The sequence below is a fragment of the Sphingobium sp. FW306-1B-F04DB genome, from assembly GCF_058781925.1.
Genome location: NZ_JBYSXE010000037.1, coordinates 15127 through 39883, shown reverse-complemented (window position 1 = coordinate 39883; position 24757 = coordinate 15127). Strand labels below are relative to the sequence as shown.

Below are 24757 nucleotides of genomic sequence, written 5' to 3'. Positions count from 1 at the left end.
CACCCCAACCCCTCCCTGGAAGAGAGGGGCTTTACTGCTTCACATGAAAAACTGGCTGATCCATTCGGCGATGAGTGCTGGCTTGTCCTCGCCCTCGATCTCCACCGTGAACTCGATCGTCTGCTGGAACTGGCCCGGCCGCTTCTCCTCGAGGTCGAGCAGCTTGAAATGGCCGCGCACGCGCTTGCCCGAGCGAACAGGGGCGAGGAAGCGCACCTTGTTGCCACCATAGTTGACGCCCATCTTCACGCCCTCGGCGCGCAGGGCATCCGACTTCTCGAACAGGATGGGAAAGAGCGACAGCGTCAGGAAACCGTGCGCGATCGTGCCGCCAAAGGGCGTCAGCTTCGCCTTGTCGGGATCGACGTGGATGAACTGGTGATCGCCCGTCGCGTCGGCGAACTTGTCGATCATCGCCTGATCGACGGCCAGCCATTCGGAGGTGCCGATTGCCTCACCCTTCTTTGCCATCAATTCCGCGACGGGGACGTGCTTCATCTTTTTCCTTTCGACCATTTCGGGCAGATCGACGCCGGTGATCCTCGTGCGCGCGTTGCCGAATGGCGCCGAAAATACGGCGCGAAAAGCCGCTGAGTCAAAAGCGCTGGATTCCGCAACGTCACCTTGCAGTCGATCGAAAAGCATCGGGCTTTCGTCTTGGGGCCGCGGTCGGGACCACAGCCGACGCTTGATCAACCCGCCTTCGTCGCCGGCTCGCGCTCGCGATAGGGCATGATGATCTTGCCGTTGGGCGCCGCGGTGAAGGTCGTCTGCGTCGGATAGGCGAATTCGATGCCTTCGCTTGCGAAGCGCTTGAGCAGCGCGATGCAGGCATTGCTGCGCACGGCGAAGGCGACCTCGAAATCGTCGGAGAGTACGTCGAACTGCACTTCGAAATCGAGACTCGATTCGCCGAGGCCAGTCATGCCGCAGCGTACGAGTTGGGATTTCCCCAGCGCCTCGATCTCGTCGCGGATGATTTCCGGGACGCGCGTGCAGGTTTCGGGCGGGGTCTGGTAGATCAGGCCAAAGGTGAGGATCTGGCGACGGCGGTGCAGCCGTGCCATGTTGTGGACATCCTTGCTGAGCAGGTTGGCGTTGGAGACGATGACCTCTTCGCCGCTGATCGCGCGGATACGCGTCGTCTTGAGCCCGATCGATTCGACGGTACCCGAGGTCGAGTCCCACTTGATCGCGTCGCCGCGGCGAAAGGGTTTGTCGAACAGGATCGATAGAGCGGCGAACAGATCTTCGAACACGCCCTTGGCGGCCATGCCGATCGCAATGCCGCCGATGCCGAGGCCCGCTACGAGGCCGGTGATGTTGACCCCCAGATTGTCGAGGACGACGACGCCCGCAATCGCGAATACCGCCACGGTCACCAGCAGCCGGATGATCCCCATCGCATTGTTGATCGCCTCGCCATGATAGTCGTCGCTGCCGGCGCGGCGCTCGATAATGCCCAGCACGACCTCGCGCGCCCAGACGGCGAACTGCAGGACGGCGGATATGGTGAAGAGAAACGCGATCGTGCGGAAGATCAGCGGTGGCGCGTCGGCATAGCCCGCAACCAGCCGGGCCGCGATCATCACGATGAAAAAGGTGCCCGTCTTCGAAACCGCGCGGCCGACGATCGTGCGCCAGCCGGTATGGTCCTCCCTCCGGCACAGATGCACGCCGAAGCGCCTTATCCCGATCAGCGCGAAGACGATGGCGGTTGCGATCCCCGCGGCGATGAGGATCTCGATGCTGTGGCTGGAAAACCAGCGCGCGGCGTCGTTCCAGAGCTCCATCAGCGTGCGGCCAGTGCCGCCATCGGGAATCAGGGGGGGGGCCGTATTAGTGACGGTCATCAGGCGTCCTTGTCAGGCGGCGATCGCTGGGCGCGCCGATTTGGTGTCAAGGCTGTCGAGCCAGTCGATCAACCCGCGTTCGGTGCGGCTCAGATACCGGGTGGCGCGGGGCAGACGCAAGGGCAGAGGATTTTGCTTGCCGGCCAATGCGATCAGCGCGGGATGCACATAGGATTTGCGCGCGATGGCGAGCGTGTTGCCGAGCGCCGCGGCCACGGGTTCCAGCAATGCGCGCATCGGCAACGGTGCCTCGGTTTCATGCAGCGTCCGAAAGGCGATCACGCTGGCGCTCCACGTCCGGAAATGCTTGGCGGTGAAATCCTCGCCCGCCGCCTCGCGCAGATAGGCATTGACGTCGGTCGAACTGACCGGACTGGGAGCGCCATCCTCGTCGAGATACTGGAACAAATGCTGCCCCGGCAGATCCTGGCATCGCCTGACGAAACGGGCGAGTGAGCCATCGGTCACCGCCACTACCCTCTGTCTGCCCGATTTGGCGCGATAGGCGAGGCGTAGCGTCCGCCCGCGCACATCGGCATGGCGCGTCCTGAGCGTAGTTGCGCCGAAGCTCCGGTTGGCGCGCGCGTACGCCTCGTTGCCGATCCGGATGCTGCCAAGGTCGAGCAGCCGTACAATCGCGGCGACCGCACGCTCCTTCGAGATAGTCGTGCGCCGCAGATCGGCCTCGGCACGCGCGCGGATCAGCGGCAACGCGCGTCCGAAATCGGCGCAGCGATCATATTTAGCGTTTTCCTGCTGCGCGCGGAAATCAGCGTGATAGCGATATTGCTTGCGGCCGCGCGCATCGAATCCGGTCGCCTGGATGTGTCCGTCGGGCGAGGGGCAGAACCATGCATCCTCATAGGCGGGCGGCAGCGCGATCGCATTCAGTCGGTCGATCTCGTCGCGATCGGTGATGCGCTTGCCCTTGGGATCGAAATAGGCCCAGGCGCGGCCCGAACGACGCCGGCTGATGCCGGGCAGACCGTCGTCGACATAACAGAGCTTCGGCACACCAACTCCTCGTTTCCGAACCCGATCTCAACCCCTGGCCGGGCCGGATCGTTCCGCGAGGTTCAGGCCATGACGGTACGGCGCGGGCCGGGTGCGAGGCCGTTGAGCGCGCGCTGCGCGGGCTTTTCCACCCAATGATGGAGCAGCGCCGAGGTCCCGAGCACGAACGCCAGATAGAGGGCGATCAGCGGCCCCGTGATCGCGGTGGGATCGGTCACGAAGATCAGTTTGAAGAGCACAAAGAGCGGGAAATGCACCAGATAGGTCGCGTAGCTGATCTCGCCCAGCCAGACCAGCGAGCGTGCGCGCAGCGGATTGCGGCGTGCGTCGTCGGTGAATGCGAACTGCGCGAGCAGAGCAGCAAGGAACAGCGGCACGACGAAGGTCTCGCCAAGGCCCATCGTCCAGCCGCCAGCCGCAATCGCCGCCACACCCGCCGCGACCGGGGCCGCGTCCGGCCGCCCGCGCCAGCGCTGCCACAGCGTGCACAGGATCGTGCCCATCGCAAACTCGATCAGGCACCGCCACAATCCGAACCCGGTGATGTCGTCGCCGAGTCCGGGCGTGTCGATCACGCGCCATGCGAGAGCGGCAAGCGTGACGAGCCCGGCAGCCAGTAGTGACGTGCGCGCCTTGTGCCAGTCGACCGCACGCACGATCAGCGGAAAAAGGAGATAGGCCGCGAACTCGCAGCTGATCGACCACGCCGGGTGGTTCCAGCTCAGTCCGCTCGTGAAGCCCCAGTTCTGGAGCATCGCGATATGCAATGGCAGCTCGGACAGCGGATAGGCGGCGTCGTTGCCGCGGCCGCTCGCCTTGAGCAGCAGTGCGAAAGCAAGCAGGCCCGCCAGGATGAAGGCATGAAGCGGCCACACACGCGCGATCCGACGCCAGTAGAAGCCGGGGACCGAGGCGAGGCCGCCTTCCTGCAGCCGCTCGGCATAGTTGAGCCACAGCACGAAGCCGGAAAGCATGAAGAACAGATCGACCGCCAGATAGCCCTTGGCGAGTGCCGCCATCACGGTTTCGGGCAGATAGCCGCCCATTCCCGAGCGAACGTGATAGAGCACGACCAGCCAGGCGGCGATGCCGCGAATGCTCGTAAGGCTCTTTAGTTCTGCGGGCCGAACGCTCATGCTGGGAGTGGTCCGCTGCGGCGGGGCGGCGCCATTGGCACGAAGGCCTTGTCCTTCGCGCGGCGTCCCAGATAGGTGTCGAGCCCGATCTGGAGCGCGATCATCATGAGCGCAAAGGGCTGGATCGCGATCGCGATGAACGCCGCGCCGACGAGATAGATCATTTGCCCGTTCTGGAGCGCGGTGGCGAGCGAAACGACCCAGCGATCCTCCTCGCCTGCCTTGCGATAGCGGCGGCGCAGCACCTCCATGCGCCATAGTCCGCCCAGCTGGATCATCAGCCAGAGCGCCAGTCCGGGATAGCCCTGCTCGCCCAGCATTTCGAAATAGGCGCTGTGATAGGCGCGCGCGATGTCGGTTTCGACGGTGCGCGTGACGTCTTTCACATTTCCCACCGTCTGCGTCTCGACCTTCTCGACGCGCAGATGATTGCCGCGAAAGGCGTCAAAGCCGCCGCCCAGCGGATGCTCCTTGGCGTACTCCCATGTCCATTGCCACACCGCCACGCGCGAGGAAGCTGAACTGTCCGCCTGATATTCGCCGATCGTCCCCATGCGCTGGGTGAAGCTCTGTGGCAGAAAGGGCAGGGCGAGTATGCCGGCGGCGCCCATCAGCCCCAGATAGAGCAGGCGCCGCTTGGCATCGCGCAGCAGTAGCAGTGCGAGCACGCCGATGCAGACCAGCCCCGTGCGCGCCTCGGTGCCGATCGGGATCAGCAGGCATGCGAAGATCAGCGCGGCGCCGAACAGCCGGACGCGCCGGTCGGGCGGAAAGATCGTCCCGAACTTCATCAGGTGGAGGATCAGCGGGATGATCGCGATGGCGATCGCGGAGATGGTGCTGCTTTCGTAAAGTCCGGCATTGTTGCTTACCATCAGGTTGAGAACGCCATAGCCGCCGCCCGATGCCAGCGTCTTGATCCCGCCGACAATGATGATCGAGGCCGCGCATAGCACCATGTAGAGCGCGAGCGCCTCGATCCTGAGCCGCGTCGTGAGCGTCAGCGGCAGGAAGATCGCGAAGGCCATCGCCTTCCACACCCATTCCCATTTGAACGCCGCCTCGATCGGGAAGTCGGCGTTGACCGTGGTCATCCAGCAATAGCCGAGCAGTACGAGCATAAGCAGCTGGCGCGGCGCCCCGCGGGCGTTGCGCTTATCGTCCACCAGTGCCCAGGAGAGCATCGCGAGTGCCGCCGCGATCATTGAGACCGGCACCAAATTGAGCAGCCAGTAGGTCAGCCGTTGCGGCGCGACCACGTCGACATAGACATAGGCGAGCACGAGCAGGAAGGGGCGCCGGAAGCCCGTGGCGAGCAGCGCCATGAGGAAGGCGACGAAGACGAGGTCACGCACCGCCCTGATCCTCGTCCTCGCGATCGAGATCGGCGCGGAACAACAGTCGCCATGCCGCGAGCAGAAGCAGGCCATGCGTCAGCGCAAGGGAGAAATTGTCGATCACCTGTGCACACTTAACGCGCCCGAGTTGACGTCGCGTTAAGTCTCTTGATGGCATGTCGAAGCGACCGGACGAATTGGGGGACCCGAACGCGGTGCGCATCCTGCACATCCTTGACCACAGCCTGCCGCTGCACAGCGGCTATACCTTCCGCACGCGTGCGATACTGAAGGCGCAGCTGGCGTGCGGCTGGGAGGTGGCGGGGCTGACAGGGGCGCGGCATTCGGCGCCCAGCAGCGGCGATCCCGAGGAGGTCGATGGTCTGCTCTTCTTCCGCACGCCGCATCCGCTCAAGGGACCGAGTCCACTGCGCGAATGGCGCGAGATCCAGGCGCTCGCTACGCGGCTCGACGCACTCGTGCGCGATTGGCGCCCCGATCAGCTCCACGTGCATTCGCCCGTGCTCAACGCGCTCGCCGCGCAGCGCGTTGCGCGCCGACACAATATCCCGCTGATCTATGAGATTCGCGCCTTCTGGGAGGATGCGGCGGTCGGCAACGGCACAGGCACTGAGGGCTCGCCGCGCTATTGGCTGACACGTCAACTCGAAACCCACGCCGCAAATGCCGCCGATGGAGTTGCGGTGATCTGCGAAGGGCTGCGGCAGGATTTGATTGTCCGTGGGGTCGATCCCGCCAAGATCATCGTTTCGCCCAATGGTGTCGATCTCGAGCTGTTCGGCGATCCGCCGCGGCCGGATATCGAACTCAGGCACGCGCTCGGTCTGGACGGCGCCGAGGTCGTCGGCTTCATTGGCAGCTTTTACGATTATGAGGGCCTCGACGATCTGATGGCGGCGATGCCGCTGCTGGTCGCCGAACGCCCCGCTGCGCACCTGCTACTCGTCGGCGGCGGCCCGATCGAGGATGCGCTGCGCGCGCAGCGCGCGGTGTCGAGCGTGGCCGATCGCATTCATTTCGTCGGCCGCGTGCCCCACCAGGAGGTCGAGCGCTATTACAGCCTCGCCGACATTCTCGCCTATCCGCGCAAGGCGATGCGGCTGACCGAGCTGGTTACCCCTTTGAAGCCGCTCGAGGCGATGGCGCAGCGTCGGCTGGTCGCGGCGTCCGATGTTGGCGGGCATCGCGAACTGATCGAGCATGGCGTCACCGGAACGCTGTTCCCGCCCGGCGATCCCGCTGCGATGGCCGAGGCGCTGGCACAGATGTTCGCGGATCGCGCTAGCTGGGAGCTGCGCCGCGACACCGCGCGCGCCTTTGTCGAACGCGATCGTAACTGGTCGTCAAATATTTCGCGTTATCTCCCCGTTTACCAGAAGCTCACCGGGCTTGCGCTCTGAAGGATAAAACCATGGCATCGCTCGCGTTCAAATTGGGCAAGTCGCTCCCGATTCCGTTCCTGATGGCGGTCTTCGCGGGGTCGGCGGTCGCCGCCGCAGCGCTGCTTGCGCCGATGGGACTGATCGAGGCGCTGGTGACGGCAAGCGGGCTTTCCGCGCTCGTGCCCGCTGCGGCACCGCCGCTCGGCATCACCGCACGCGCGCTGTTCGCGATCGGCGGGGCGGTCCTCGCGATGACGCTGACCGCCGCGGGGCTGACGTTGGCCGATCGCGTCGCGCGTGCGCTGCCACGGCGCGGCCGCGCCGAACCGCTGGCGACCGAAGAGGTCACGCCACGTCGTCGCGTGCTCGCCGCGTTTGAGGGCGCAGAGCCCCGTCGCCCGATCTTTGCCGAGAGCGATCTTGGCGCAATGGCGAAGGCCGAGGAACAAGTCCCGTCGGTCGAGATTGTCGATGCGCCCTATGAGCTCGTTGACGCGGTCGTCGAGGAACAGCCCGAGCTGCTCGACCTTTCGCCGATCGCGCGCGCCATGTGGCAGGTCCCGCCGCCCTTGCCCGCGCTGCGGTCGGAGTTCGACGAAGACAAGACCTATGACAGCGCCGATGAGCCCGAATTCGCGGAACTCGCCGAATTCGCGCCGGTAGAGGCGGACGCGGTCTTCGCGGAACCCATCGCCGAACCCGTCCCCGTCTATGCCGCGGCCGCACAGATGCCGGTCGATCAGGGCGCCCTGACGCTGATGGAACTGCTCGATCGTCTCGAAGCCGGGCTCGAACGCCGCCGTCGCGTCGAGCCGACGCCCGTCGCCGCGGCACCCGAGCCGCGCCCTGCCGCACCGTCCCAGTCACTCGGCGACATGGATGAGGCGCTGCGCGATGCGCTCGGCACATTGCGGCGGATGAGCGCGCTCAGCCGCTAGACCTTGATCGTTTCAGGCTGAATCGGTCTGAAACGTGAATCAAGGTCTCAACTCTTTGAATAGAGTCTGATTCACGCTTTCGGCGGAAGCGCATAGTGCTTCCACCTCAAACGATCAGGCTCTAGCAATCTTTCACGCCGCCTCCACCGTCAATGCCTCGATCGCGAAGCACGTCGCCGTTTCGCCGAACGTCACCAGGCCAATATCCGCAAGGATATGTCCGGGCAGCCTGAAATCGGCGTCGCTGATCGCCGTGCCCGCTTGGCCAAGGCTATCGCGCGCGCCTTGGCCGCCGTCGTCCAGCGCGAAATCGAAATGATGACGCGCGCCCGAAAAGGTCGCGCTCGCCCAGCGCTCGCTCCGGCTCGCGCGCAGCTGCGGGGCCAGGCCGTGCGCGCCGAAATAGGCGTGGAGTCGCCGTGTGAGCATATGGTGTGCGTTGCTCATATACCCGCTCCCGCATCGATCTCGTCCATATAGTGCGTCACGCGTGCGGTGAGCCGCGCGCCCGGCTCGCGGCCGTTGCGCAGGTCGTGGACGAGCCGGGGATCGCGAACAGCCTCGCGCCCGAAGCGCGTGGCCGGGATCGCGTGCCGCCGCAAATGCCTTTCGATCCGCCTGAGCAGGTGCATCCTTCGCCTCCATATTGAGAATCACCAAGATATGTTCCCTGTTTGTTCCTCATTTTCCTACTTGTCTAGGAATTTTCCTATCTGTATCATGTGGTCATGGAGCCGGTAGAAATCCGCACCTATCTTGAGGCGCTTATTCGCGATCGCGGAGAGGATTTTTCCTCTTTGTCGCGCATGATCGGGCGCAATCCCGCCTATATCCAGCAGTTCATCAAGCGCGGCGTTCCCAAGAAGCTCGACGAGGATGACCGTCGCGTGCTCGCCGAATATTTCGGTGTCGAGGAGGCGCTGCTGGGCGGGCCGGCACGGTCGAGGGGGCCGGCAGGGCGATCCTCGCAACCGGCTGCGCCCGATCTGATCCTGGTGCCGCGGCTTGACGTCGGCGCGTCAGCTGGGCCGGGCGCTCTCGGCGCGGAGGACCGGGTGCAGGTCAATCTGGCGTTTCAGGCGGGGTGGCTGCGCGCGCTGGTCGGCGGCAATCCGACAGGCTTGTCGATGATCGCGGTGCAGGGGGATTCGATGGCGCCCACGCTTGCCGACGGCGACGAGATCCTCGTTGATCGCAGCGACGGCGTCGACCGGCTGCGCGATGGCATCTACGTGCTGCGCATCGAGGATGCGCTGATCGTCAAGCGGCTGGCGGTCAACCCGTCGGGGCGGCGCTTTACCATCCGCAGCGACAATCCCGCCTATCCCGACTGGGTCGACTGTAACCCGGACACGGTCACGGTGATCGGCCGCGTTGTCTGGGCAGGGCGCAAGATCAACTGACCAATTAGCTGCGGCGACTGCGGTCCCACAGCCATACCGCGACCGCGATCGCGACACCTAGGCCAACCCCTGCGAGAAAGCCAAGCGAAGGCTGGCCGCGAACGGCGCCGACGATGACGCCAAGGATGGTGCAGAGCGCGATGGCCGCGCCGCCCGCGATCGGGGAAGGCGAAGTGGGTTTGTCGGTCATGGCGACGCCCTTGCCACGTCCCGGCGCGGCACACCAGCCGTCCCGATGCGGGGCGACTGTCCCGAAACGGCATTGGGCTAATGCGGCGTTGACCATTGTGTCGCGCGACCCGTCTTGCGCGTCCGGCATGGCACGGCTCTTGATAGGGCATTGCCGGATACGCCGAGGGGATTGGCCATGCTGCCTTATGTTACGGATCGTGCAGCCTATGAGGAAGCCGTCAGCCTGATGGCGCGCTTTGGCGACGATGCCGGCTTCGAGGCGGCGGCGCGCGCCGATATCAGCCGCGATCGCGGCAATGTCCGCAATTTCTGCCGCTGGCGGCAGATCGAACGGCTGATCGTGCACCTGTCGATCGACGAAGCACCCAAGGTCGTTCACTGAATCGTGACCAATTGTGGCATTTGCGCCCTGACCGCATGATGCGCGGCGGTTGGGCGCTGGCGGGACGCATAAAGTCCCGCTAACAAAAGCGCATGCGTCTCAACCTCCCGCAGCCCTGCGCTCGAGCGTCCGCGCTGGCTGTGCTCATCATATGCGGCACGAGCGTGCCCGCATATGCGCAGCAGGAGCAGGAGGTGCCAACCGAAGAGCCGATGTTCGATCCCGAAGCGCCGATGACCGATATGCCCGATTTCGGTGTCGAATGGCCTGATCTCGAAGACATGCCCGATCTGCCGCAGGGCACCGAGGCGCAAACGGGACAGCCCGTCGCAGTCGAGATCACCGATGAACGCCGCTATGACGTCCGCGTCGACGGGCTCGACAAGATCGAATCCGACGTGATGCGCGCGCGTTTCAAGGCGCTCTCCACGCTCGAGCAGGGCAGGGGCAAGCCGGCGAATGTTGCGCAGATCAACCGGCGCGCCGACGAGGATCAGGAACTGCTCGAAACGATCCTGCGCGCCGCGGGCTATTATGACGCCCGCGTCGCCACCAAGGTCGAGACCGGGACCAATGGCCATCTGCTGGTCGTACTGACCGTCGAGCCGGGCGAGATCTACCGCTTCACCGATGTGGAGCTGCGCGGTCTCGAAAAGGCGGGCGACAAGGCTGCTGGTCTGCGCGAGGCCTTCAAGATCTCCGAGAATGATCCGGTCAACTCGGACGCGGTGCTTGCGGGCGAAGCCGCGTTGCGCACCAAGATCGGTCGTGAAGGCTTTCCCTTCGCCAAGATCGAGGAGCCCGAGGTCGTCGTCGACCACGAGGATCGCACGGTCAAGCTCGTCGTCAATGTCGATCCCGGCACGCCGCGCACCTTTGGCAAGGTCACGCTCGCCAATGACGACATCTTCAGCGCGCGTCATGTCCAGCGCATCGCGCGCTTCAAGCCTGGCGAGCCCTATGACGCCGCGGACATCGACGACCTGCGCCGCGCGCTGATCCAGACCGGGCTGGTCTCCACAGCCAAGGTGGAGGTCGTTCCCGGAGCTACGCCCGACAGCGTTGACGTGGCGGTGGCGGTCGAGCCCGCACCCGTGCGCACGATTGCGGGCGAGCTTGGCTATGGCACCGGCGAGGGCGTGCGGCTCGAGGCAAGCTGGCAGCACCGCAATTTCATCAAGCCCGAAGGCGCGCTGACCGTGCGCGGTGTCGCCGGCACGAAGGAGCAGCTGTTCAGCGTCCAGTTCCGCAGGAACAACTTCAGGAAGCGCGATCGGGTGCTCAATGCCCAGATCGCCGCCAGCCATGTCGATGTTGACGCCTATGATGCCCGTACCTTCGCGGTCTCCGGAAGCCTCGAGCGACAAACCAACATCATCTTCCAGAAGAAATGGACATGGTCGCTCGGCGCGGAGTTGATCGCGTCGAAGGAGCGAGGGCGCGAGGGCTCGACGACCGACACCAGCCGACGGACCTACTACATTGCGGCGCTGCCATCCTTCCTCACCTATGACGGGTCGGACGACCTGCTCAATCCGTCCAAGGGTTTCCGCCTGACCGGACGCGTCTCGCCCGAAGGGTCGCTTCAGGACGGCTTCCACGGCTATCTGAAGGCCCAGCTCGACGCGAGCGCCTATTACCCGGTCAGCGATCGTGTCGTGATTGCCGGGCGGACGCGGCTCGGGACGATCGTCGGCGTCGATCGCGACACGGTGGCGCCTTCGCGGCGCTTTTATGCAGGCGGCGGCGGATCGGTGCGCGGTTACAGCTATCAGAGCATCGGTCCGCGCGATGCCGAGAATAACCCCATCGGCGGCAAGGGGCTGGCCGAATTCTCGCTCGAGGCGCGCGTCCGCTTCGGCAATTTCGGCGTCGTGCCCTTTATCGATGCGGGCAGCATCAGCACCGACAGTACCCCCGATTTCGGCAATATGCGCTTCGGCGCGGGCATCGGTGCGCGCTATTACACCAATTTCGGCCCGATCCGCGTCGATGTCGGCACGCCGATCAATCCGCAGCCGGGTGACCCCAAGATTGCGGTCTATGTCTCGCTGGGACAGGCCTTCTGATGGTGGACGAGACCGCCCCCGTCACGCCGCGCCGCAATCGCTGGGGCCGAGCCATCACCTGGCTCGTCGGCGCCGTTCTCGGGTTGCTGCTGCTGGCTTTTGTCGCGCTCTGGGCAATCGACACCGATCCGGGGCACCGCTTCCTTATCGACCGGATCGAACGGCTTGCGCCCAAATCGGGCCTGCGTATCAAGATCGGCCGGATCGACGGGTCGATCTACAGCAAGGCACGGCTACGCGACCTGCGCATCTACGATTCCCAAGGGCTTCTGTTCGACTCGCCAGATGTGCGGCTGGACTGGACGCCGATCGCCTGGCTCAACAACACGCTCGACATCACCAGTGCAACCGCACCGCTCGCGACGCTGCACAAGGCGCCCAAGTTCATCCCGCCCGAAAAGCCGGGGCCGATCCTGCCCGGCTTCGATATCCGCATCGGCGAGCTCCGCATAGATCGCCTGCGGATCGAACCTGCGGTCGCGGGTCAGCGCCGGATCGGCCGGCTCGCGGGATCGGCCGACATCCGTTCGGGCCGCGCCAAGGTCGATCTCAATGCGCTGGTCGAGGAGGGCGGCGACCGGCTCACGCTTCTCCTCGACGCCGAGCCCGATCGCGACCGCTTCGATATCGACCTGAATCTCGATGCACCCGCGCGCAGCGTGTTCGGCAAGCTGCTCGGCACCGAGCGCCCGATCAAGGCAGTGATCAAGGGCGACGGCCGCTGGAAACGCTGGCAAGGCACCGCGCTCGTCGATATGTCCGACAAGCGCGTCGTCGATCTCAAGCTGGGCGTGACCGAGGGCGTTTATTCGCTCGCGGGTACACTCGTCCCGTCCGCGGTCAGCCAGGGCAAGGTCGCGCGGCTGACTGCACCGCGGATCGCGGTCGCCGGGCGTGGCACGCTTGCCAATCGCCGGTTCGACCTGGAGCTCGCGCTACGCGCCAAGGCGCTGATCGTGAAGGCCGACGGCATCGTCGATCTGGCGCGTTCTTCGCTCGATGACATGCGCGTCACCGCAGACCTGCTGCAGCCGCGCGCGCTGTTTCCCAACATGACTGGTCGCGGCATCAAGCTGCAGACGCTGTTCGATGGGCCATTCGCGACCGCGCGCTTCGAATATCTGCTCACCGCGCCCCATCTCGCCTTCGACCAGACGGGGTTCGAGCAGGTCCGTGCCGCGGGGAAGGGGAGACTGTCCAGGGCGCCGATCACGTTGCCGGTAAAACTCACCGCGCGCCGCGTCACCGGCGTGGGCGACGTTGCGGGCGGCATCCTCGCCAATCTGTCGGTAGAGGGCATTCTGAAGGTCACTTCCAAGACCGTGACCGGCGACGGCCTCCAGCTCCGCTCGGACAAGCTCCGTAGCAAGATCTCGGTCTTCCTCGATCTGCTCACCGGCCGTTACGACGTCAGCCTGACCGGACAGCTCAACCGCTATCTCATCCCCGGCCTCGGCATCGTCGACGTCAAGGCCGATTTCAAGGTCGTGCCGGGCCCCGGCGGCAAGGGCACGCGCATCGTCGGCAGGGGGCAGGCCTGGGTTCGCCGTTTCGACAACGCGTTCCTGCGCGGTCTGGCAGGCGGCCTCCCCGTCATCACGACGGGGCTCGAACGTGGGCCCGACGGCATCCTCTATCTTCGCGGACTCAGGCTCATCGCACCCGCGATCAGCCTGACGGGCAATGGCATCCGCCGCCGCGATGGCAGCTTCCATTTCGAGGGCAGCGGCCGCCAGCAGCAATATGGACCGTTCAGCCTGAAGCTCGACGGTCAGATCGACCGGCCAAAGCTCGACATCGTGCTTGCGCAGCCGATGGATGCGCTGGGCCTCAGCAATGTCCAACTGAAGCTCGATCCGACCAACGAGGGATTCGCCTATCAGGCCGCGGGCGGATCGACGCTGGGGCCCTTCACCAGCAACGGTGCGATTCTGCTGCCCAAGGGGGAGCCCGCTACAATCGCGATCGCAGAACTCAAGGTCTCGGGTACCACCGCAAAGGGGCAGCTGAGGAGCCTGCCCGGCGGTTTCGACGGCCGGCTCGATATTGATGGCGGCGGTCTTGCGGGCAGCCTTGCCTTCGCGCCGGTGAGCGGAATTCAGCAGATTGTCGCCGACCTCACCGCGCGCGGCGCGCGCTTCGAAGGCCCGCCCGAAATCGCGATCCGCCGCGGCCGCGTCCAGGCGACGATGCTGCTCGATCCCGAGGGCACCGCGATTGACGCCGACTTCGACTTGAGGGGCGTCCGCCGCGGTGCGATCGCGCTGTCGCGCCTCCAGGGCACCGCCCAGCTCAAGCGCGGAGCGGGGCAGGTCAACGCGCTCGTCCGCGGCGCGCGCGGCCGCGCGTTCGATCTGCGGCTTGCCGCGGACATTGCGCACGACCGGTTCAGCATCACGGGCGAGGGAACGATCGACCAGCGGCCCGTCAAGCTGGCAGGGCCGGCGGTTTTGACGCGTGAGGAAGACGGCTGGCGGCTCGCGCCGACCGCGCTCAGTTTCAACGGCGGCGGGGTCAGGGTCGCGGGATTGTTCGGCGGCGGCCCCAACGAGATCAACGCGACCTTTGAACGCATGCCGCTCTCGGTACTCGACATGATCTGGCCCGAGCTTGGCCTGGGCGGCGTTGCGACAGGCAAGCTCGACTACCGGCAGCAGAGCGCGACCACCGAGCCGACGGGACGCGCCGATCTGCGCGTGCGCGGGCTCAGCCGCTCGGGTCTGTTGCTGTCGTCAAAGCCCATCGACCTCGGCCTCACCGCCATTCTCGACGGCACCAAGCTTGCGGCGCGCGCGGTCGCGGCCAGCGGGGGCAAGACGATCGGCCGCGCACAGGCACGCATCGCACCGCTGGCCGGCGGCGGCGACCTGATGACGCGCCTCCAGAATGCGCCGCTCTTCGCGCAGGTGCGCTACAACGGCGCCGCCGACACGCTGTGGCGATTGACCGGGGTGGAGGTTTTCGACCTGTCGGGTCCGGTGGCCATCGGCGCCGATGTTACCGGGCGGCTTGCCGATCCCGTGATCCGCGGCTCGGTGCGGACCGAGAATGCGCGGCTCGAAAGCACCGTCACCGGCACGCTGCTTACCAATGTGAAGGCGAGCGGCCGGTTCAGCGGTTCGCAGCTCGTGCTCGACCAGCTGAGCGCGACCGCGGGGCAGGGCGGCTCCGTCACGGGGCGCGGACGCTTCAATCTGGGCGGTGCCGAGGGCTTCGGCATCGACCTTGCGATCACCGCCAAGAATGCGGTGCTGCTCAACCGCGACGATATCGGCGCTACGGTGACCGGCCCGATCGCCATCCGTTCCGACGGACGCGGCGGCGTGATCTCGGGTGAGCTGGATCTGGTGACGAGCCGCTTCGTGCTCGGCCGCGCCAGCGCCGCGCAGGCGATCCCACGGCTGAAAGTGATCGAGCTCAACCGCGCAGGCGACGAGATCGAGCGGCCACAGGCGGCGGTGCCGTGGCGGCTCGACATCAAGGCCGATGCGCGCAATCGGCTGCTGGTGACGGGACTTGGCCTCGACAGCGAATGGCGCGCGGATCTTGATCTGGGCGGTACCGTCGAAGCGCCCGCGATCACCGGCCGCGCCGACCTGATCCGTGGCGGCTACGAATTCGCGGGGCGGCGCTTCGACCTCGAACGCGGCACGATCCGTTTCAACGGCAACAGCCCGCCGGATCCGGTGCTCGATATCGTAGCGCAGGCAACGGTGCAGGGGCTTGCCGCGACCATCCGCGTCACGGGCACCGGGCTGCGACCACAGATCAACTTCGCCAGCATCCCTGCGATGCCCGAGGACGAACTGCTGTCGCGGCTGCTGTTCGGCACCTCGATCACCAATCTGTCCGCACCCGAGGCACTTCAGCTGGCTGCCGCCGTCGCCGCGCTGCAAGGCGGCGGCGGCGGCCTGAACCCGATCAATGCGGTGCGACAGGCGGCGGGGCTCGATCGCCTCCGCATCCTTCCCGCCGACACCACGACGGGGCAAAACACCTCGGTCGCCGCGGGCAAATATCTGACGCGGCGGACCTATGTCGAGGTGATCACCGACGGCCAGGGCTATTCGGCGACGCGCGTCGAGTTCCAGATCACCCGCTGGTTGTCGCTGCTTGGCAGCATCTCTACACTGGGGCGGCAGAGTGTGAACGTGCGCGTCTCGAAAGATTACTGAACCAAGGAGCAAGTATGCGTACTCCCGAAGCCGTCTCCGCGATGCAATGTCCCGTGTGCAAGGTTGGTCTCGCAATGAGCGACCGCCAGGGCATCGAGATCGACTACTGCCCGCAGTGCCGCGGCATCTGGCTCGATCGCGGCGAACTTGACAAGATCATCGAGCGCAGCTCTGCGGCCGTCGCGCCTTCGGCGCCGCAACAAGCTTCTCCCCCGCAGCAGCAAAAGCCGTGGGGCGGGCACGACCGCTATTCGGACGACCGCTATCACGGCCGCCATCACGACCCGCGCCATTACAAAAAGCGCAAATCCTGGCTCGAGGAGATTTTCGACTAGGGGCGTTCTGTGCTATGAATGTGGCACGGGCAGCGCGGGCGCCCGTTCAGGCGATGGTCGTCCAAGTCCCGCTCCATGCCCTGTGGGGCAAAGGAGCACGCACATGGCAACGACCACGCATATCGAATCCGTTCTCGACAGCCTCTTTGCCGATCGTCGGCCCAGCAAATGGGTGACGCGCGAGCGACCGAAGATCGATCGCATCGCCTGCCCCTGGCTGATCCGGCGCTTCATCGATGCCGATGCCGAATTTCTCTATGTTCCGACGCCAGAGGTCTTCGAAGCGGCGGAGCGTGAAGGCGCTGTCGCCTATGACATCCCCGGCGCCGAATTCTCGCATGTCGGGGAACTGTGCAGCTTCGACGCGTTCCTCAGCCGCTTCGCGCTCGACGATCGGGGGTTGCAGGCAATTGCGCCGATCATCCGCGGCGCGGACACCGATCGGCACGACCTCGCGCCCGAGGCGGCGGGGCTGCATGCGCTGGCCCTCGGCATGGCTGCAAGCATCGATGACGATCACGCGCTGCTCGAACGCGGTTGCCTGCTCTATGACGCGCTTTATGCTTGGGCGGTTCATGCGCGCGGGGAGCGCCATAGCTGGCAACCCCCGCGCGCGTGATCGGGATCAGGCGGGGATGCCGCTGATCGCCTTGACCTCCATGAAGTCCTTGAGGCCGAACAACCCGCCCTCGCGGCCATTGCCCGACTGCTTGTAACCGCCGAACGGCGCGCCGGGCGCGGGGCCCCAGCTGTTGACCGCCACCATGCCCGCGCGCAGCTTGGGCGCGACTTCGGCGGCCTTGGTGGGGTCGCCCGTGATCACCGCCGACAGGCCGTAATCAGTGTCGTTCGCGATCGCGACCGCCTCGTCGAGGTCGCCATAGGACATGACTGTCGCGACGGGCCCGAAAATTTCTTCCCGCGCGATCCGCATATCCGGGGTAACGCCCGAGAACACCGTGGGCTTGATGTAGTAGCCGCGATTGACATTGCCGGGCAGGCCAGTGCCGCCCGCCTCGAGCGTCGCACCCTCGTCGATTGCCGACTGGATCAACCCCTGGATCTTGTCATACTGCGCCTTGTTGACGACGGGACCGATATGGCCGCCCTCGGCGAGGGGATCGCCCACCTCGGTCTTGTCGAACATCGCCTTGATGACGCCGGTCGCCTCGGCGACCTGATCCTTGTGGACCAGCACGCGCGTGGGCGCGATACAGCTCTGGCCGGTGTTGACGAGCACGCCCGCGGCGGTGGCCGGCAGCACTTCAGGCAGATTGGATCCCGGCAGCACGATATTAGGCGACTTGCCACCCAGTTCCTGATGGACGCGCTTGACCGTGTCCGCTGCCGCCTTGGCGACGAGGATGCCCGCGCGCGTCGACCCGGTGAAGCTCACCATGTCGATGCCCGGATGCGCCGAGATCGCTGCGCCGACGCCGGGGCCATCGCCCTGGACGAGGTTGAATACGCCCGGCGGGACGCCCGCCGCGTCGAGGATCTCGGCGAAGATCGCAGCATTGCCCGGGCATTCCTCTGAAGGCTTCAGGATCATCGTGTTGCCCGCGGCGAGCGCGGGCGCGACCTTGAGCGCGATCTGGTTGAGCGGCCAGTTCCAGGGGGTGATCATCCCCACCACGCCGATCGGCTCATAGACCACAAGATTGGCGCCCAGCTTCTCGCTGAACTGGAAATCCTTGAGCGCGCCGATCGTGCCCATGAAGCCGCCGATCCCCGCGCCGACCTGCGCGGTGCCCGCAAAGCTGACAGGTGCGCCCATCTCGTTCGCCATCGAACGCGCCAGATCGGGGGCACGCTTCTTGAACTCCTCGACGATGCGGCCGAGCAACGTCAGCCGTTCCTCACGTGTCGTCTGGCTGAAGCTCTCATATGCCTTGCGCGCGGCCTTGACCGCCGCATCGACATCGGCCGGCGTGCCGAGCGTGATCTCGGTGCAGGCTTCCTCGGTCGATGGGCTGATCACTTCATGGCGCTTGCCCCCGACACTCTCGACCCACGCGCCGTCGATATAATGCTTGAGGTAGCTGTCCATGATCTCTCTCCGTCCTGGATGGTGCGGAAACTAGATGGCGGCACCCGAAGCCGGTTGCAAGACGGGACTGATCGGCTGGTCTCAGCCGGGCACCACTTCGAAAATCTCGCCGTCGGCGATGTCGACGATATAGAGGTTGCCCGCCGCATCCTCGCCAAACGAGGCGATCGCATTGATCGTCCCGACATCGGGCGTGAAATCGGTGTTGCGGCGCTGGTAGGTCGAGCTGGGCAGCACGCCGCCCGCGAGTAGCGCCGATGCCGGCACCGTCCAGATATGGCCCCTGACGAAATCGGCGAAGACATAGCTCCCGACCAGCGAAGTGACCGGGCCGCGATAGACATAGCCGCCGGTGATCGAATTGCCCTGACGCGGGCCGGTGCCGTGCTGATATTCGGTGACGGGATCGATCAGCCCAGCGGGGGGATTGGCCTGGTTCTGGCGGGTGCCCTCCTTGAACGGCCAACCGAAATTGAGCCCGGCATTGTTGAGCCTGACGAAATCGACCTCCTCGACCCCGCCTTCACCGACATCGCCGATCAGCAGCCCGTTATTGTAGAAAGAGGCGCGGAAGGGATTGCGGAAGCCTATCGCGAAGACATAGGGATCGCCGCCGCCGCCGAGATAGGGGTTGCCGGGCGCGGGAACATAGGGCGCGCCGGCACCCGAATTGCGCGCGATCCGCAGGATCTTGCCGAGGCGCGAATTGGGATCCTGCGCGGCCATGCCGGTGCCGTTGTCGCCGATCGAGACGTAGAGGTTGCCGTCGGGGCCCCACTCGATCCAGCCACCATTATGGTTGGCGTTGGGGTGCGGCACGCTCAGGATGACGGTATAGCCGAAGGGCGCGACCGTGCTGTATTCACGCACCTCGACGGTGCCGTCGGCCGCCGTCGCGACGACGAACGCCTTGCGCGTGGTCTGATAGTCGGATTGCGTCGCGATGCCGAGCAGCCCGCGTTCATTGTCGACCGAAAGATTGCCGACCGTGAAGAGCAGCGTCTTGGCGCCGTTCGCGGGATCGAGGTCAAAGACCTTGCCATCTTTTTCGAGGACGAAGACGTGACTGGTGCCCGGAATCGGCGCGACATAGAGCGGGCGCGCAAAGCCAGTGCCGACGCGTCGCACCGCAATGCCTTCGCGGCTGTTGGTGACGGTGACCTGCAGATCGAGCCTGTCGGTAACCCCTGCCGCCGTCGCGCTGACCTGGACCAGATAGACATTGTCGCCATCGGCATCCTGGGGCGCATCGAAGTCGGGCGCGGCGACGAAGCTGAGCGCACCGCTCTGCGTAATTGCGAAGCGGGCGGCATCGGCGCCACCGCTGATCGCGAAGGTGGCGGGGCCGCCTGAAATCGTCGCCTGATAGATCGCGGCCACATTCTCCGCCGTGGTCGCGGTGTTCGCGGAGGTGAAGCGAGGTGCCGTCGGCGTCGGCGTGGGAGTCGGCAGGACCGTGCCGGGGCCGTCGGGCGAACCGTCCGAGCCTCCACAGGATGTGAGGACGAGGAGCGATGCGGTGAGGAGTGCGGTCTTTTTCATGGGCGCGACTCCTATCCAAAATATAGGATAACTTGCAATAATTAAAGGATTTTTCAGATTGATTGTAGCGTCGGCGGAGTCTGGGGCCAATAGAGGTGCCCGTGCAATGCACGCGAAAAATCTTGGGGACGCAATCGCCAACAAAAAGCGGCGCCCCTTTCGGGACGCCGCCTTCCTGTTTCGCTTTTCGTCCGGTCAGGCCGAATAGTACATGTCGTATTCGACGGGGCTGGGGGTCATTTCCCAGCGCGCCACATCCGCCCATTTGAGCTCGATATAGGCTTCGATCTGGTCGCGGGTGAACACGTCACCCTTGAGCAGGAAGTCCATGTCGGCGCTGAGCGAGTCGAGCGCTTCGCGGAGCGAACCGCAGACCGTCGGAACCTCGGCGAGCTCCGCCGGCGGCAGGTCGTACAGGTTCTTGTCCATCGCCTCGCCGGGATGGATCTTGTTCTGGATGCCGTCGAGGCCCGCCATCAGCAGCGCCGCGTAGCAAAGGTACGGATTGGCCAGCGCGTCGGGGAAGCGGAACTCCACGCGCTTCGCCTTGCTGCCGGTGCCGTACGGGATGCGGCACGACGCCGAGCGGTTGCGGCTCGAATAGGCGAGCAGCACCGGCGCCTCGTAACCCGGCACCAGGCGCTTGTAGCTGTTGGTGGTCGGGTTGGTGAAGGCGTTGAGTGCCTTGGCGTGCTTGATGACGCCGCCGATGAAGTGCAGGCAGGTGTCGCTCAGGCCGGCATAGCCGTCGCCCGCGAAGAGCGGCTTGCCCTTTTCCCAGATCGACATGTGGGTGTGCATGCCCGAGCCGTTATCTTCCTTGATCGGTTTGGGCATGAAGGTCGCGGTCTTGCCATAGGCCTGCGCGACCTGGTGCACGACGTACTTGTAGATCTGCATGCGGTCGGCGGTCTCGACGAGGGTGCCGAAGGTCAGGCCGAGTTCGTGCTGCGCGGCCGCCACCTCATGGTGGTGCTTGTCGCAGGGCAGGCCCATTTCGAGCATGGTCGAAATCATCTCGGCGCGGATGTCGACCGCCGAGTCCACGGGCGCGACGGGGAAATAGCCGCCCTTGGCGCGCGGACGGTGGCCGAGGTTGCCCGTCTCGTACTTGGTGCCGGTGTTGGTCGGCAGCTCGATGTCGTCGATCCGGTAGTAGCTCGCGTTGTAGCTGTTCTCGAAACGGACGTCGTCGAACATGAAGAACTCGGCTTCAGGGCCGACATAGATGGTGTCGCCGATGCCGGTCGCTTTCAGGTAAGCTTCGGCGCGCTTCGAGGTCGAGCGCGGGTCACGCGCATAGAGTTCGCCAGTGCCCGGTTCGACGATGTCGCAGAACGCGATCAGCATCGGCGTGGCCGAGAAGGGATCGGTATAGACCGCATCCAGGTCGGGCTTGAGGATCATGTCCGACTCGTTGATCGCCTTCCAGCCCTCGATCGACGATCCGTCGAACATCAGGCCTTCGGTCAGCGCGTCCTCGTCGATCACGCCCGCGCACATGGTCAGGTGCTGCCATTTGCCCTTGGGATCGGTGAAGCGGAGATCGACCCACTCGATCTCTTCGTCCTTGATCTTCTTCAGAATGTCAGCGGCTGAATTCGCCATGTTGTATTCGCCTTCCTTTAAACGAACCTGAGGGATGCACGGCCGAAACCGTGCCGGAAACTATGGGGCGGGATCAGATCGCGTCGGCATCCCTTTCGCCGGTGCGGATGCGGAGCGCGGTTTCGACCGGAATGACGAAGATCTTGCCGTCGCCGATGCGGCCGGTCTGCGCGGCGGCGGCAATCGCCTCCACCACGCGATCCGCGAGGCCATCCTCCACGACGACTTCGAGCTTCACCTTGGGAAGAAAATCGACGACATATTCCGCGCCGCGGTAGAGCTCGGTATGACCCTTCTGGCGGCCAAAGCCCTTCGCTTCGGTCACCGTGATCCCCGACACGCCGACCTCGTGGAGCGCCTCCTTCACTTCATCAAGCTTGAACGGCTTGATGATGGCTTCGATCTTCTTCATCGGCGCTCTTGGACCTCCCCGTGCTGAACGCTTACCGCGCGTCTTTCAATAAGCGTGCCAGTCCGCGAGTCGCAAGAAGCTGGCGAAAACTATTTCGCAGATGCACAAAAATTGCCGAATTAAGCGGCAACGCGTTTCTCTATGCCTAAATTCTGGGCAGTTTGGGCCTGGAAATCATCGACTCCGAGGTCAGACTTTCCCCATTGGGCGGGGGCGCAGGAAGCGGCGTTGCAGTTCTTCGACATACGCGGCGAATCCGTGAGTGCGGGGATTCAAGCCGGGCTGCCGCCCAGTGGCGGCAATGGCGGTATTCCGAAATGGAGGGTCGAGCGCGAGGGTCAACAGCGTCAGTGGCGATGCCAGTATCGGCCATCGCATCTGCAGGATTCGCCGCCCAAACTGGAGACGCGGCCATAGCGGCGTGGAAAGCTGCGGCGGCACCGCGACGCGTGCGATGTGCGCGAGCGTGACCAACTGCGTCATCAGCGCCGCGTGCGGATAGCCCTTGGGAAAGAAAGAGGCCAGCACCGCCCAGTCGATCCCGCCCCCGGTCGCGGCAAGCAATTTCAGGTCGATCAGATGCCGCAGATCGATATCTCCGCGCCAATAATCGCGATCCTGTAACTGATCGTGCGCCACCAGCATCACCGCTTGCAGCGTCGGCGACGGCAGCCAAATGCTCCCCTCGTCGAGCTGGTGCCGCGAGCAATGGGGCAAGAGCGCCTCGAAGTCACAGCCGATCTCGTGCGCCTTGATGCGGCAATGCAGATCGATCGCACCGACGTCGCACTCGCGAAACAGTGTGACGGCGTTGGGCGGCGATATCCCCGGATCCTGGCGCACATAGCCCGCCGCAGCCAGGCACGCCTCGGCACTTGCCATCGCAGATTGCGGCACCATGATGTCCAGGTCGGAAAGCAGTCGCCCGGCCCCCGCCGCTCGCCAAGGTTCGCACAACATCGTCGCGCCCTTGAATGGCATCGGTCGTATCCCGGCGCGGTTGAGCAGTGCGGCCGCCTCGTCGAGTTGCGCGGCAAGTCGGGCATTGCGCTCGGCGGCGCGCTCGCGAACCGCCGCGAGGAATGTGGCCGCCTCTGCAGGAATATGACGCGTGCAATCCTTCATGGCCTCGGCCAGCGTGCCCGTCGTCAACGTGCGGTTGGCCAACGCAATCAACCGGTCCCAGTCAATGCCTTCCGGGGGATATCTGTCGATGCACGCGATGAGCGACCTGAGGCTTGCGGCGTCAGCCATTGTCGCAAAGCGCGGCGAGACAATGCACCGCCGCCACATCGGCATTGGCATAGGTCAAGGTGTGGCAGTCGGCATTCGAGACGATCGCGATCATCGCGTCGAGCGTCGCGGCTGACATCCGCCCACTATGCGATCGACCCTCGCGGATTAGCGCGGCCAGCGTGTCCTCAGCCGTGCGTGGCGTCAGCATGGCGGCGCAACTGCGGTGGCGGTCAAGCGAGACGATCCAGCGGACGGGCAGCCAGTCGCGCTCGGGTGGCGCCGACAGCATGAGGTAACGGACCCGCCGGCAATCCAGCCTTTGATGCGCGATGGTCTGTTCGCGGTTGCGGCCGGCATGCGCGAGCAACCGCCAAGCCCCAGCCTTGGCGCCGGGAAGGAAGGGCACCCCGCGAACCTTGCCCGAGGGGTGGACCAGCGTGATGTCGTCGCCGCCATAGCCCAGACCGGCATCAAGCAACGCGGTCGTCAATACGGTCTTGCCTGCGCCAGGGGGGGCAAGCAGCAGCATGGCGCCGCCCGACCGTATGACACACGCCGCGTGGAAGGCTGCGACCGAGCCCGGGCCGGCAAGCACGTCCTCGGTGATCAATCCTTTGAGCAGGGCAGCCACCTGCGCGCGTCTTGCTATGCACGCACCGTGGCCGTTGCGGGCGATGAGAACATAGGCGCCGCAATCTATGATGTCATAATGGTGGGAGATATTTTCGGCCGCGTGCTCGACATGGCGAAACATCGGGCCGATCCGATCGGCCAGATCGCGGCTGCCATAACGCAGTATAAAGTCCATGTCGGCGAGGTTGATCGTCTGGCTCGCGTAGGCGGGCAAGGCGCCGGCGTCGAGGTCAACGGCTGCGATGCCATCGAACACCCAACGAATCAACAGGTTCGCAGCTGCGGCCAAGTGCGGCTCTTGTGCGGTAAAAATCATGTGCAGCGTGTCGGCGTCGATGCCGCCGCGAACCCTGTCTGCCCAGAAGCGCGCGCCTTCATTGAGCGCGAACAGCTTTTGCTGACGCGCCGAAAACATTGCGCGGCTCTGGCCTATCGTGACGAGCGCCGTATCATCGGCAAGGTGCATTCGCACCTTGGCGTCCGGTGATGGGTTCGCCGTTGCGCCTTGTCTCAGCATCGCCCCCCGCAATGCGCCGTTCAGATCTTCTTCTTGGGACCGCCGCGGTTGCCAGGGTTGCCCGGGCCGGTGCCAGGTCCGTCGTTGATCGGCGGGTTGCCTGGGGGTTGCGGGTCGGGGCCGTTTCCGACGCCATTATTACCCTTGGGCTTGCCATTGCCACCGCCATGCGAGGATTTCGCGATGGCAGGGGAGTTGAGCGAGGTCGACAGCAGCACCGTCATTGCCGGTGGAACGGTCAGCGCGAAACGTCCGCAGGTCTTGAGGAAGTTCCTCCGATCATCGCCCGCATGCAGTTCTTCAACTTCGGCCATGATGCTCGCCTCCTGTCGTATTCAGCACTCCGCCGTCGAAGTTTCCGGCATATGTTCGGCAAGTCAATCTCTGTCGCAAAATAGCCATTTCAAATCCGATTGAGGTATCGAAAATAATCTATTTGTATGAGAAGTATCTCAACACTACTTATGCAATTGTTATAGTACAAATTGATAGATTTTGGCTGACTTTATAAAAAAACGTGCT

Annotated in this window: 23 protein-coding genes; 8 read left to right on the top strand and 15 right to left on the bottom strand. The window is 64.8% G+C overall.

Annotated elements, in window-relative coordinates; translation table 11 throughout:
• Positions 1 to 39 precede the first annotated feature (39 nt).
• From AC3WJD_RS15460 to AC3WJD_RS15440, 5 genes are all read right to left on the bottom strand, one after another.
• The gene (locus AC3WJD_RS15460) at positions 40 to 498 is read right to left on the bottom strand and encodes a MaoC family dehydratase (RefSeq protein WP_492747592.1); all 459 of its coding nucleotides are present in this window, start codon (positions 496 to 498) and stop codon (positions 40 to 42) included.
• A 194-nt stretch (positions 499 to 692) separates the two neighbouring features.
• Entirely contained in the window at positions 693 to 1853 is a 1161-nt protein-coding gene (locus tag AC3WJD_RS15455) for a mechanosensitive ion channel family protein (protein WP_492747591.1), read from the bottom strand.
• A 12-nt stretch (positions 1854 to 1865) separates the two neighbouring features.
• The gene (locus AC3WJD_RS15450; protein WP_492747590.1) at positions 1866 to 2867 is read right to left on the bottom strand and encodes a DNA topoisomerase IB; all 1002 of its coding nucleotides are present in this window, start codon (positions 2865 to 2867) and stop codon (positions 1866 to 1868) included.
• A gap of 62 nt (positions 2868 to 2929) precedes the next feature.
• A complete protein-coding gene (locus tag AC3WJD_RS15445; protein WP_492747589.1) occupies positions 2930 to 4003 on the bottom strand; it encodes an acyltransferase family protein in 1074 nt (357 codons plus the stop codon).
• Positions 4000 to 5358, bottom strand: a complete 1359-nt coding sequence (locus AC3WJD_RS15440; RefSeq protein WP_492747588.1) for a putative O-glycosylation ligase, exosortase A system-associated — start codon at positions 5356 to 5358, stop codon at positions 4000 to 4002. Before AC3WJD_RS15440 ends, AC3WJD_RS15445 begins: the two co-directional genes overlap by 4 nt.
• 158 nt (positions 5359 to 5516) lie before the next feature.
• Between AC3WJD_RS15440 and AC3WJD_RS15435 the strand changes: the two genes are divergently transcribed.
• Together AC3WJD_RS15435 and AC3WJD_RS15430 are read left to right on the top strand one after the other, a co-directional pair.
• The gene (locus AC3WJD_RS15435; protein WP_492747587.1) at positions 5517 to 6761 is read left to right on the top strand and encodes a TIGR04063 family PEP-CTERM/XrtA system glycosyltransferase; all 1245 of its coding nucleotides are present in this window, start codon (positions 5517 to 5519) and stop codon (positions 6759 to 6761) included.
• An 11-nt stretch (positions 6762 to 6772) separates the two neighbouring features.
• Positions 6773 to 7681, top strand: coding sequence for a hypothetical protein (locus tag AC3WJD_RS15430; RefSeq protein WP_492747586.1), 909 nt, complete (start codon positions 6773 to 6775; stop codon positions 7679 to 7681).
• Positions 7682 to 7813: 132 nt separating this feature from the next.
• Here AC3WJD_RS15430 and AC3WJD_RS15425 read toward each other — a convergent pair whose 3' ends face one another.
• Positions 7814 to 8128, bottom strand: coding sequence for a hypothetical protein (locus AC3WJD_RS15425; RefSeq protein ID WP_492747585.1), 315 nt, complete (start codon positions 8126 to 8128; stop codon positions 7814 to 7816).
• On the bottom strand, positions 8125 to 8313 hold the full coding sequence (locus tag AC3WJD_RS15420) for a hypothetical protein (RefSeq protein WP_492747584.1): 189 nt from the start codon (positions 8311 to 8313) through the stop codon (positions 8125 to 8127). The genes AC3WJD_RS15425 and AC3WJD_RS15420 overlap by 4 nt, the downstream gene beginning before the upstream one ends.
• A gap of 96 nt (positions 8314 to 8409) precedes the next feature.
• On the opposite strand from AC3WJD_RS15420, the gene AC3WJD_RS15415 reads away from it, so the two are divergent.
• Complete coding sequence (locus AC3WJD_RS15415) at positions 8410 to 9084, top strand: S24 family peptidase (protein ID WP_492747583.1); 675 nt, start codon at positions 8410 to 8412, stop codon at positions 9082 to 9084.
• Positions 9085 to 9088: 4 nt separating this feature from the next.
• On the opposite strand, the gene AC3WJD_RS15410 is transcribed toward AC3WJD_RS15415, so the two are convergent.
• The gene (locus AC3WJD_RS15410; protein WP_492747582.1) at positions 9089 to 9274 is read right to left on the bottom strand and encodes a hypothetical protein; all 186 of its coding nucleotides are present in this window, start codon (positions 9272 to 9274) and stop codon (positions 9089 to 9091) included.
• Positions 9275 to 9451: 177 nt separating this feature from the next.
• Between AC3WJD_RS15410 and AC3WJD_RS15405 the strand changes: the two genes are divergently transcribed.
• The 5 genes from AC3WJD_RS15405 (at position 9452) to AC3WJD_RS15385 (ending at position 16856) form a co-directional block, all read left to right on the top strand.
• Complete coding sequence (locus AC3WJD_RS15405; protein WP_492747581.1) at positions 9452 to 9658, top strand: hypothetical protein; 207 nt, start codon at positions 9452 to 9454, stop codon at positions 9656 to 9658.
• 92 nt (positions 9659 to 9750) lie between these two features.
• Positions 9751 to 11727 carry an autotransporter assembly complex protein TamA gene (locus AC3WJD_RS15400; protein ID WP_492747580.1) on the top strand — a complete coding sequence of 659 codons (1977 nt, stop codon included), beginning with the start codon at positions 9751 to 9753 and terminating at the stop codon, positions 11725 to 11727.
• On the top strand, positions 11727 to 15902 hold the full coding sequence (locus tag AC3WJD_RS15395) for a translocation/assembly module TamB domain-containing protein (protein WP_492747578.1): 4176 nt from the start codon (positions 11727 to 11729) through the stop codon (positions 15900 to 15902). The genes AC3WJD_RS15400 and AC3WJD_RS15395 overlap by 1 nt, the downstream gene beginning before the upstream one ends.
• Before the next feature lie 14 nt (positions 15903 to 15916).
• The gene (locus AC3WJD_RS15390; RefSeq protein WP_492747577.1) at positions 15917 to 16237 is read left to right on the top strand and encodes a TFIIB-type zinc ribbon-containing protein; all 321 of its coding nucleotides are present in this window, start codon (positions 15917 to 15919) and stop codon (positions 16235 to 16237) included.
• Between the two features lie 103 nt (positions 16238 to 16340).
• Positions 16341 to 16856, top strand: coding sequence for a chromate resistance protein ChrB domain-containing protein (locus AC3WJD_RS15385; RefSeq protein WP_492747576.1), 516 nt, complete (start codon positions 16341 to 16343; stop codon positions 16854 to 16856).
• Positions 16857 to 16862: 6 nt separating this feature from the next.
• On the opposite strand, the gene AC3WJD_RS15380 is transcribed toward AC3WJD_RS15385, so the two are convergent.
• From AC3WJD_RS15380 to AC3WJD_RS15350, 7 genes are all read right to left on the bottom strand, one after another.
• Positions 16863 to 18287 carry an aldehyde dehydrogenase family protein gene (locus AC3WJD_RS15380; RefSeq protein WP_492747575.1) on the bottom strand — a complete coding sequence of 475 codons (1425 nt, stop codon included), beginning with the start codon at positions 18285 to 18287 and terminating at the stop codon, positions 16863 to 16865.
• Between the two features lie 81 nt (positions 18288 to 18368).
• Positions 18369 to 19829, bottom strand: a complete 1461-nt coding sequence (locus AC3WJD_RS15375; protein ID WP_492747574.1) for a PQQ-dependent sugar dehydrogenase — start codon at positions 19827 to 19829, stop codon at positions 18369 to 18371.
• 195 nt (positions 19830 to 20024) lie between these two features.
• A complete protein-coding gene (gene glnA, locus AC3WJD_RS15370) occupies positions 20025 to 21437 on the bottom strand; it encodes a type I glutamate--ammonia ligase (protein WP_492747573.1) in 1413 nt (470 codons plus the stop codon).
• Between the two features lie 73 nt (positions 21438 to 21510).
• Entirely contained in the window at positions 21511 to 21849 is a 339-nt protein-coding gene (locus AC3WJD_RS15365; protein WP_119762110.1) for a P-II family nitrogen regulator, read from the bottom strand.
• Positions 21850 to 22038: 189 nt separating this feature from the next.
• Positions 22039 to 23103, bottom strand: a complete 1065-nt coding sequence (locus AC3WJD_RS15360; protein WP_492747572.1) for a nucleotidyltransferase family protein — start codon at positions 23101 to 23103, stop codon at positions 22039 to 22041.
• Entirely contained in the window at positions 23096 to 24184 is a 1089-nt protein-coding gene (locus AC3WJD_RS15355) for a hypothetical protein (protein WP_492747571.1), read from the bottom strand. The genes AC3WJD_RS15360 and AC3WJD_RS15355 overlap by 8 nt, the downstream gene beginning before the upstream one ends.
• A 71-nt stretch (positions 24185 to 24255) precedes the next feature.
• Entirely contained in the window at positions 24256 to 24549 is a 294-nt protein-coding gene (locus AC3WJD_RS15350; protein ID WP_492747570.1) for a hypothetical protein, read from the bottom strand.
• Between the last annotated feature and the right edge of the window lie 208 nt (positions 24550 to 24757).

Excerpts from the sequence above, each read along its gene's own strand:
- AC3WJD_RS15360 (WP_492747572.1), bottom strand. The coding sequence starts at position 23,103 with ATGGCTGACGCCGCAAGCCTCAGGTCGCTCATCGCGTGCATCGACAGA.
- AC3WJD_RS15435 (WP_492747587.1), top strand. The coding sequence starts at position 5,517 with ATGTCGAAGCGACCGGACGAATTGGGGGACCCGAACGCGGTGCGCATC.
- AC3WJD_RS15350 (WP_492747570.1), bottom strand. The coding sequence starts at position 24,549 with ATGGCCGAAGTTGAAGAACTGCATGCGGGCGATGATCGGAGGAACTTC.
- AC3WJD_RS15390 (WP_492747577.1), top strand. The coding sequence starts at position 15,917 with ATGCGTACTCCCGAAGCCGTCTCCGCGATGCAATGTCCCGTGTGCAAG.
- AC3WJD_RS15400 (WP_492747580.1), top strand. The coding sequence starts at position 9,751 with ATGCGTCTCAACCTCCCGCAGCCCTGCGCTCGAGCGTCCGCGCTGGCT.
- AC3WJD_RS15405 (WP_492747581.1), top strand. The coding sequence starts at position 9,452 with ATGCTGCCTTATGTTACGGATCGTGCAGCCTATGAGGAAGCCGTCAGC.
- AC3WJD_RS15445 (WP_492747589.1), bottom strand. The coding sequence starts at position 4,003 with ATGAGCGTTCGGCCCGCAGAACTAAAGAGCCTTACGAGCATTCGCGGC.
- AC3WJD_RS15425 (WP_492747585.1), bottom strand. The coding sequence starts at position 8,128 with ATGAGCAACGCACACCATATGCTCACACGGCGACTCCACGCCTATTTC.
- AC3WJD_RS15430 (WP_492747586.1), top strand. The coding sequence starts at position 6,773 with ATGGCATCGCTCGCGTTCAAATTGGGCAAGTCGCTCCCGATTCCGTTC.
- AC3WJD_RS15420 (WP_492747584.1), bottom strand. The coding sequence starts at position 8,313 with ATGCACCTGCTCAGGCGGATCGAAAGGCATTTGCGGCGGCACGCGATC.
- AC3WJD_RS15415 (WP_492747583.1), top strand. The coding sequence starts at position 8,410 with ATGGAGCCGGTAGAAATCCGCACCTATCTTGAGGCGCTTATTCGCGAT.
- AC3WJD_RS15460 (WP_492747592.1), bottom strand. The coding sequence starts at position 498 with ATGAAGCACGTCCCCGTCGCGGAATTGATGGCAAAGAAGGGTGAGGCA.
- AC3WJD_RS15410 (WP_492747582.1), bottom strand. The coding sequence starts at position 9,274 with ATGACCGACAAACCCACTTCGCCTTCCCCGATCGCGGGCGGCGCGGCC.
- AC3WJD_RS15375 (WP_492747574.1), bottom strand. The coding sequence starts at position 19,829 with ATGAAAAAGACCGCACTCCTCACCGCATCGCTCCTCGTCCTCACATCC.
- AC3WJD_RS15365 (WP_119762110.1), bottom strand. The coding sequence starts at position 21,849 with ATGAAGAAGATCGAAGCCATCATCAAGCCGTTCAAGCTTGATGAAGTG.
- AC3WJD_RS15395 (WP_492747578.1), top strand. The coding sequence starts at position 11,727 with ATGGTGGACGAGACCGCCCCCGTCACGCCGCGCCGCAATCGCTGGGGC.
- AC3WJD_RS15455 (WP_492747591.1), bottom strand. The coding sequence starts at position 1,853 with ATGACCGTCACTAATACGGCCCCCCCCCTGATTCCCGATGGCGGCACT.
- AC3WJD_RS15385 (WP_492747576.1), top strand. The coding sequence starts at position 16,341 with ATGGCAACGACCACGCATATCGAATCCGTTCTCGACAGCCTCTTTGCC.
- glnA (WP_492747573.1), bottom strand. The coding sequence starts at position 21,437 with ATGGCGAATTCAGCCGCTGACATTCTGAAGAAGATCAAGGACGAAGAG.
- AC3WJD_RS15380 (WP_492747575.1), bottom strand. The coding sequence starts at position 18,287 with ATGGACAGCTACCTCAAGCATTATATCGACGGCGCGTGGGTCGAGAGT.
- AC3WJD_RS15355 (WP_492747571.1), bottom strand. The coding sequence starts at position 24,184 with ATGCACCTTGCCGATGATACGGCGCTCGTCACGATAGGCCAGAGCCGC.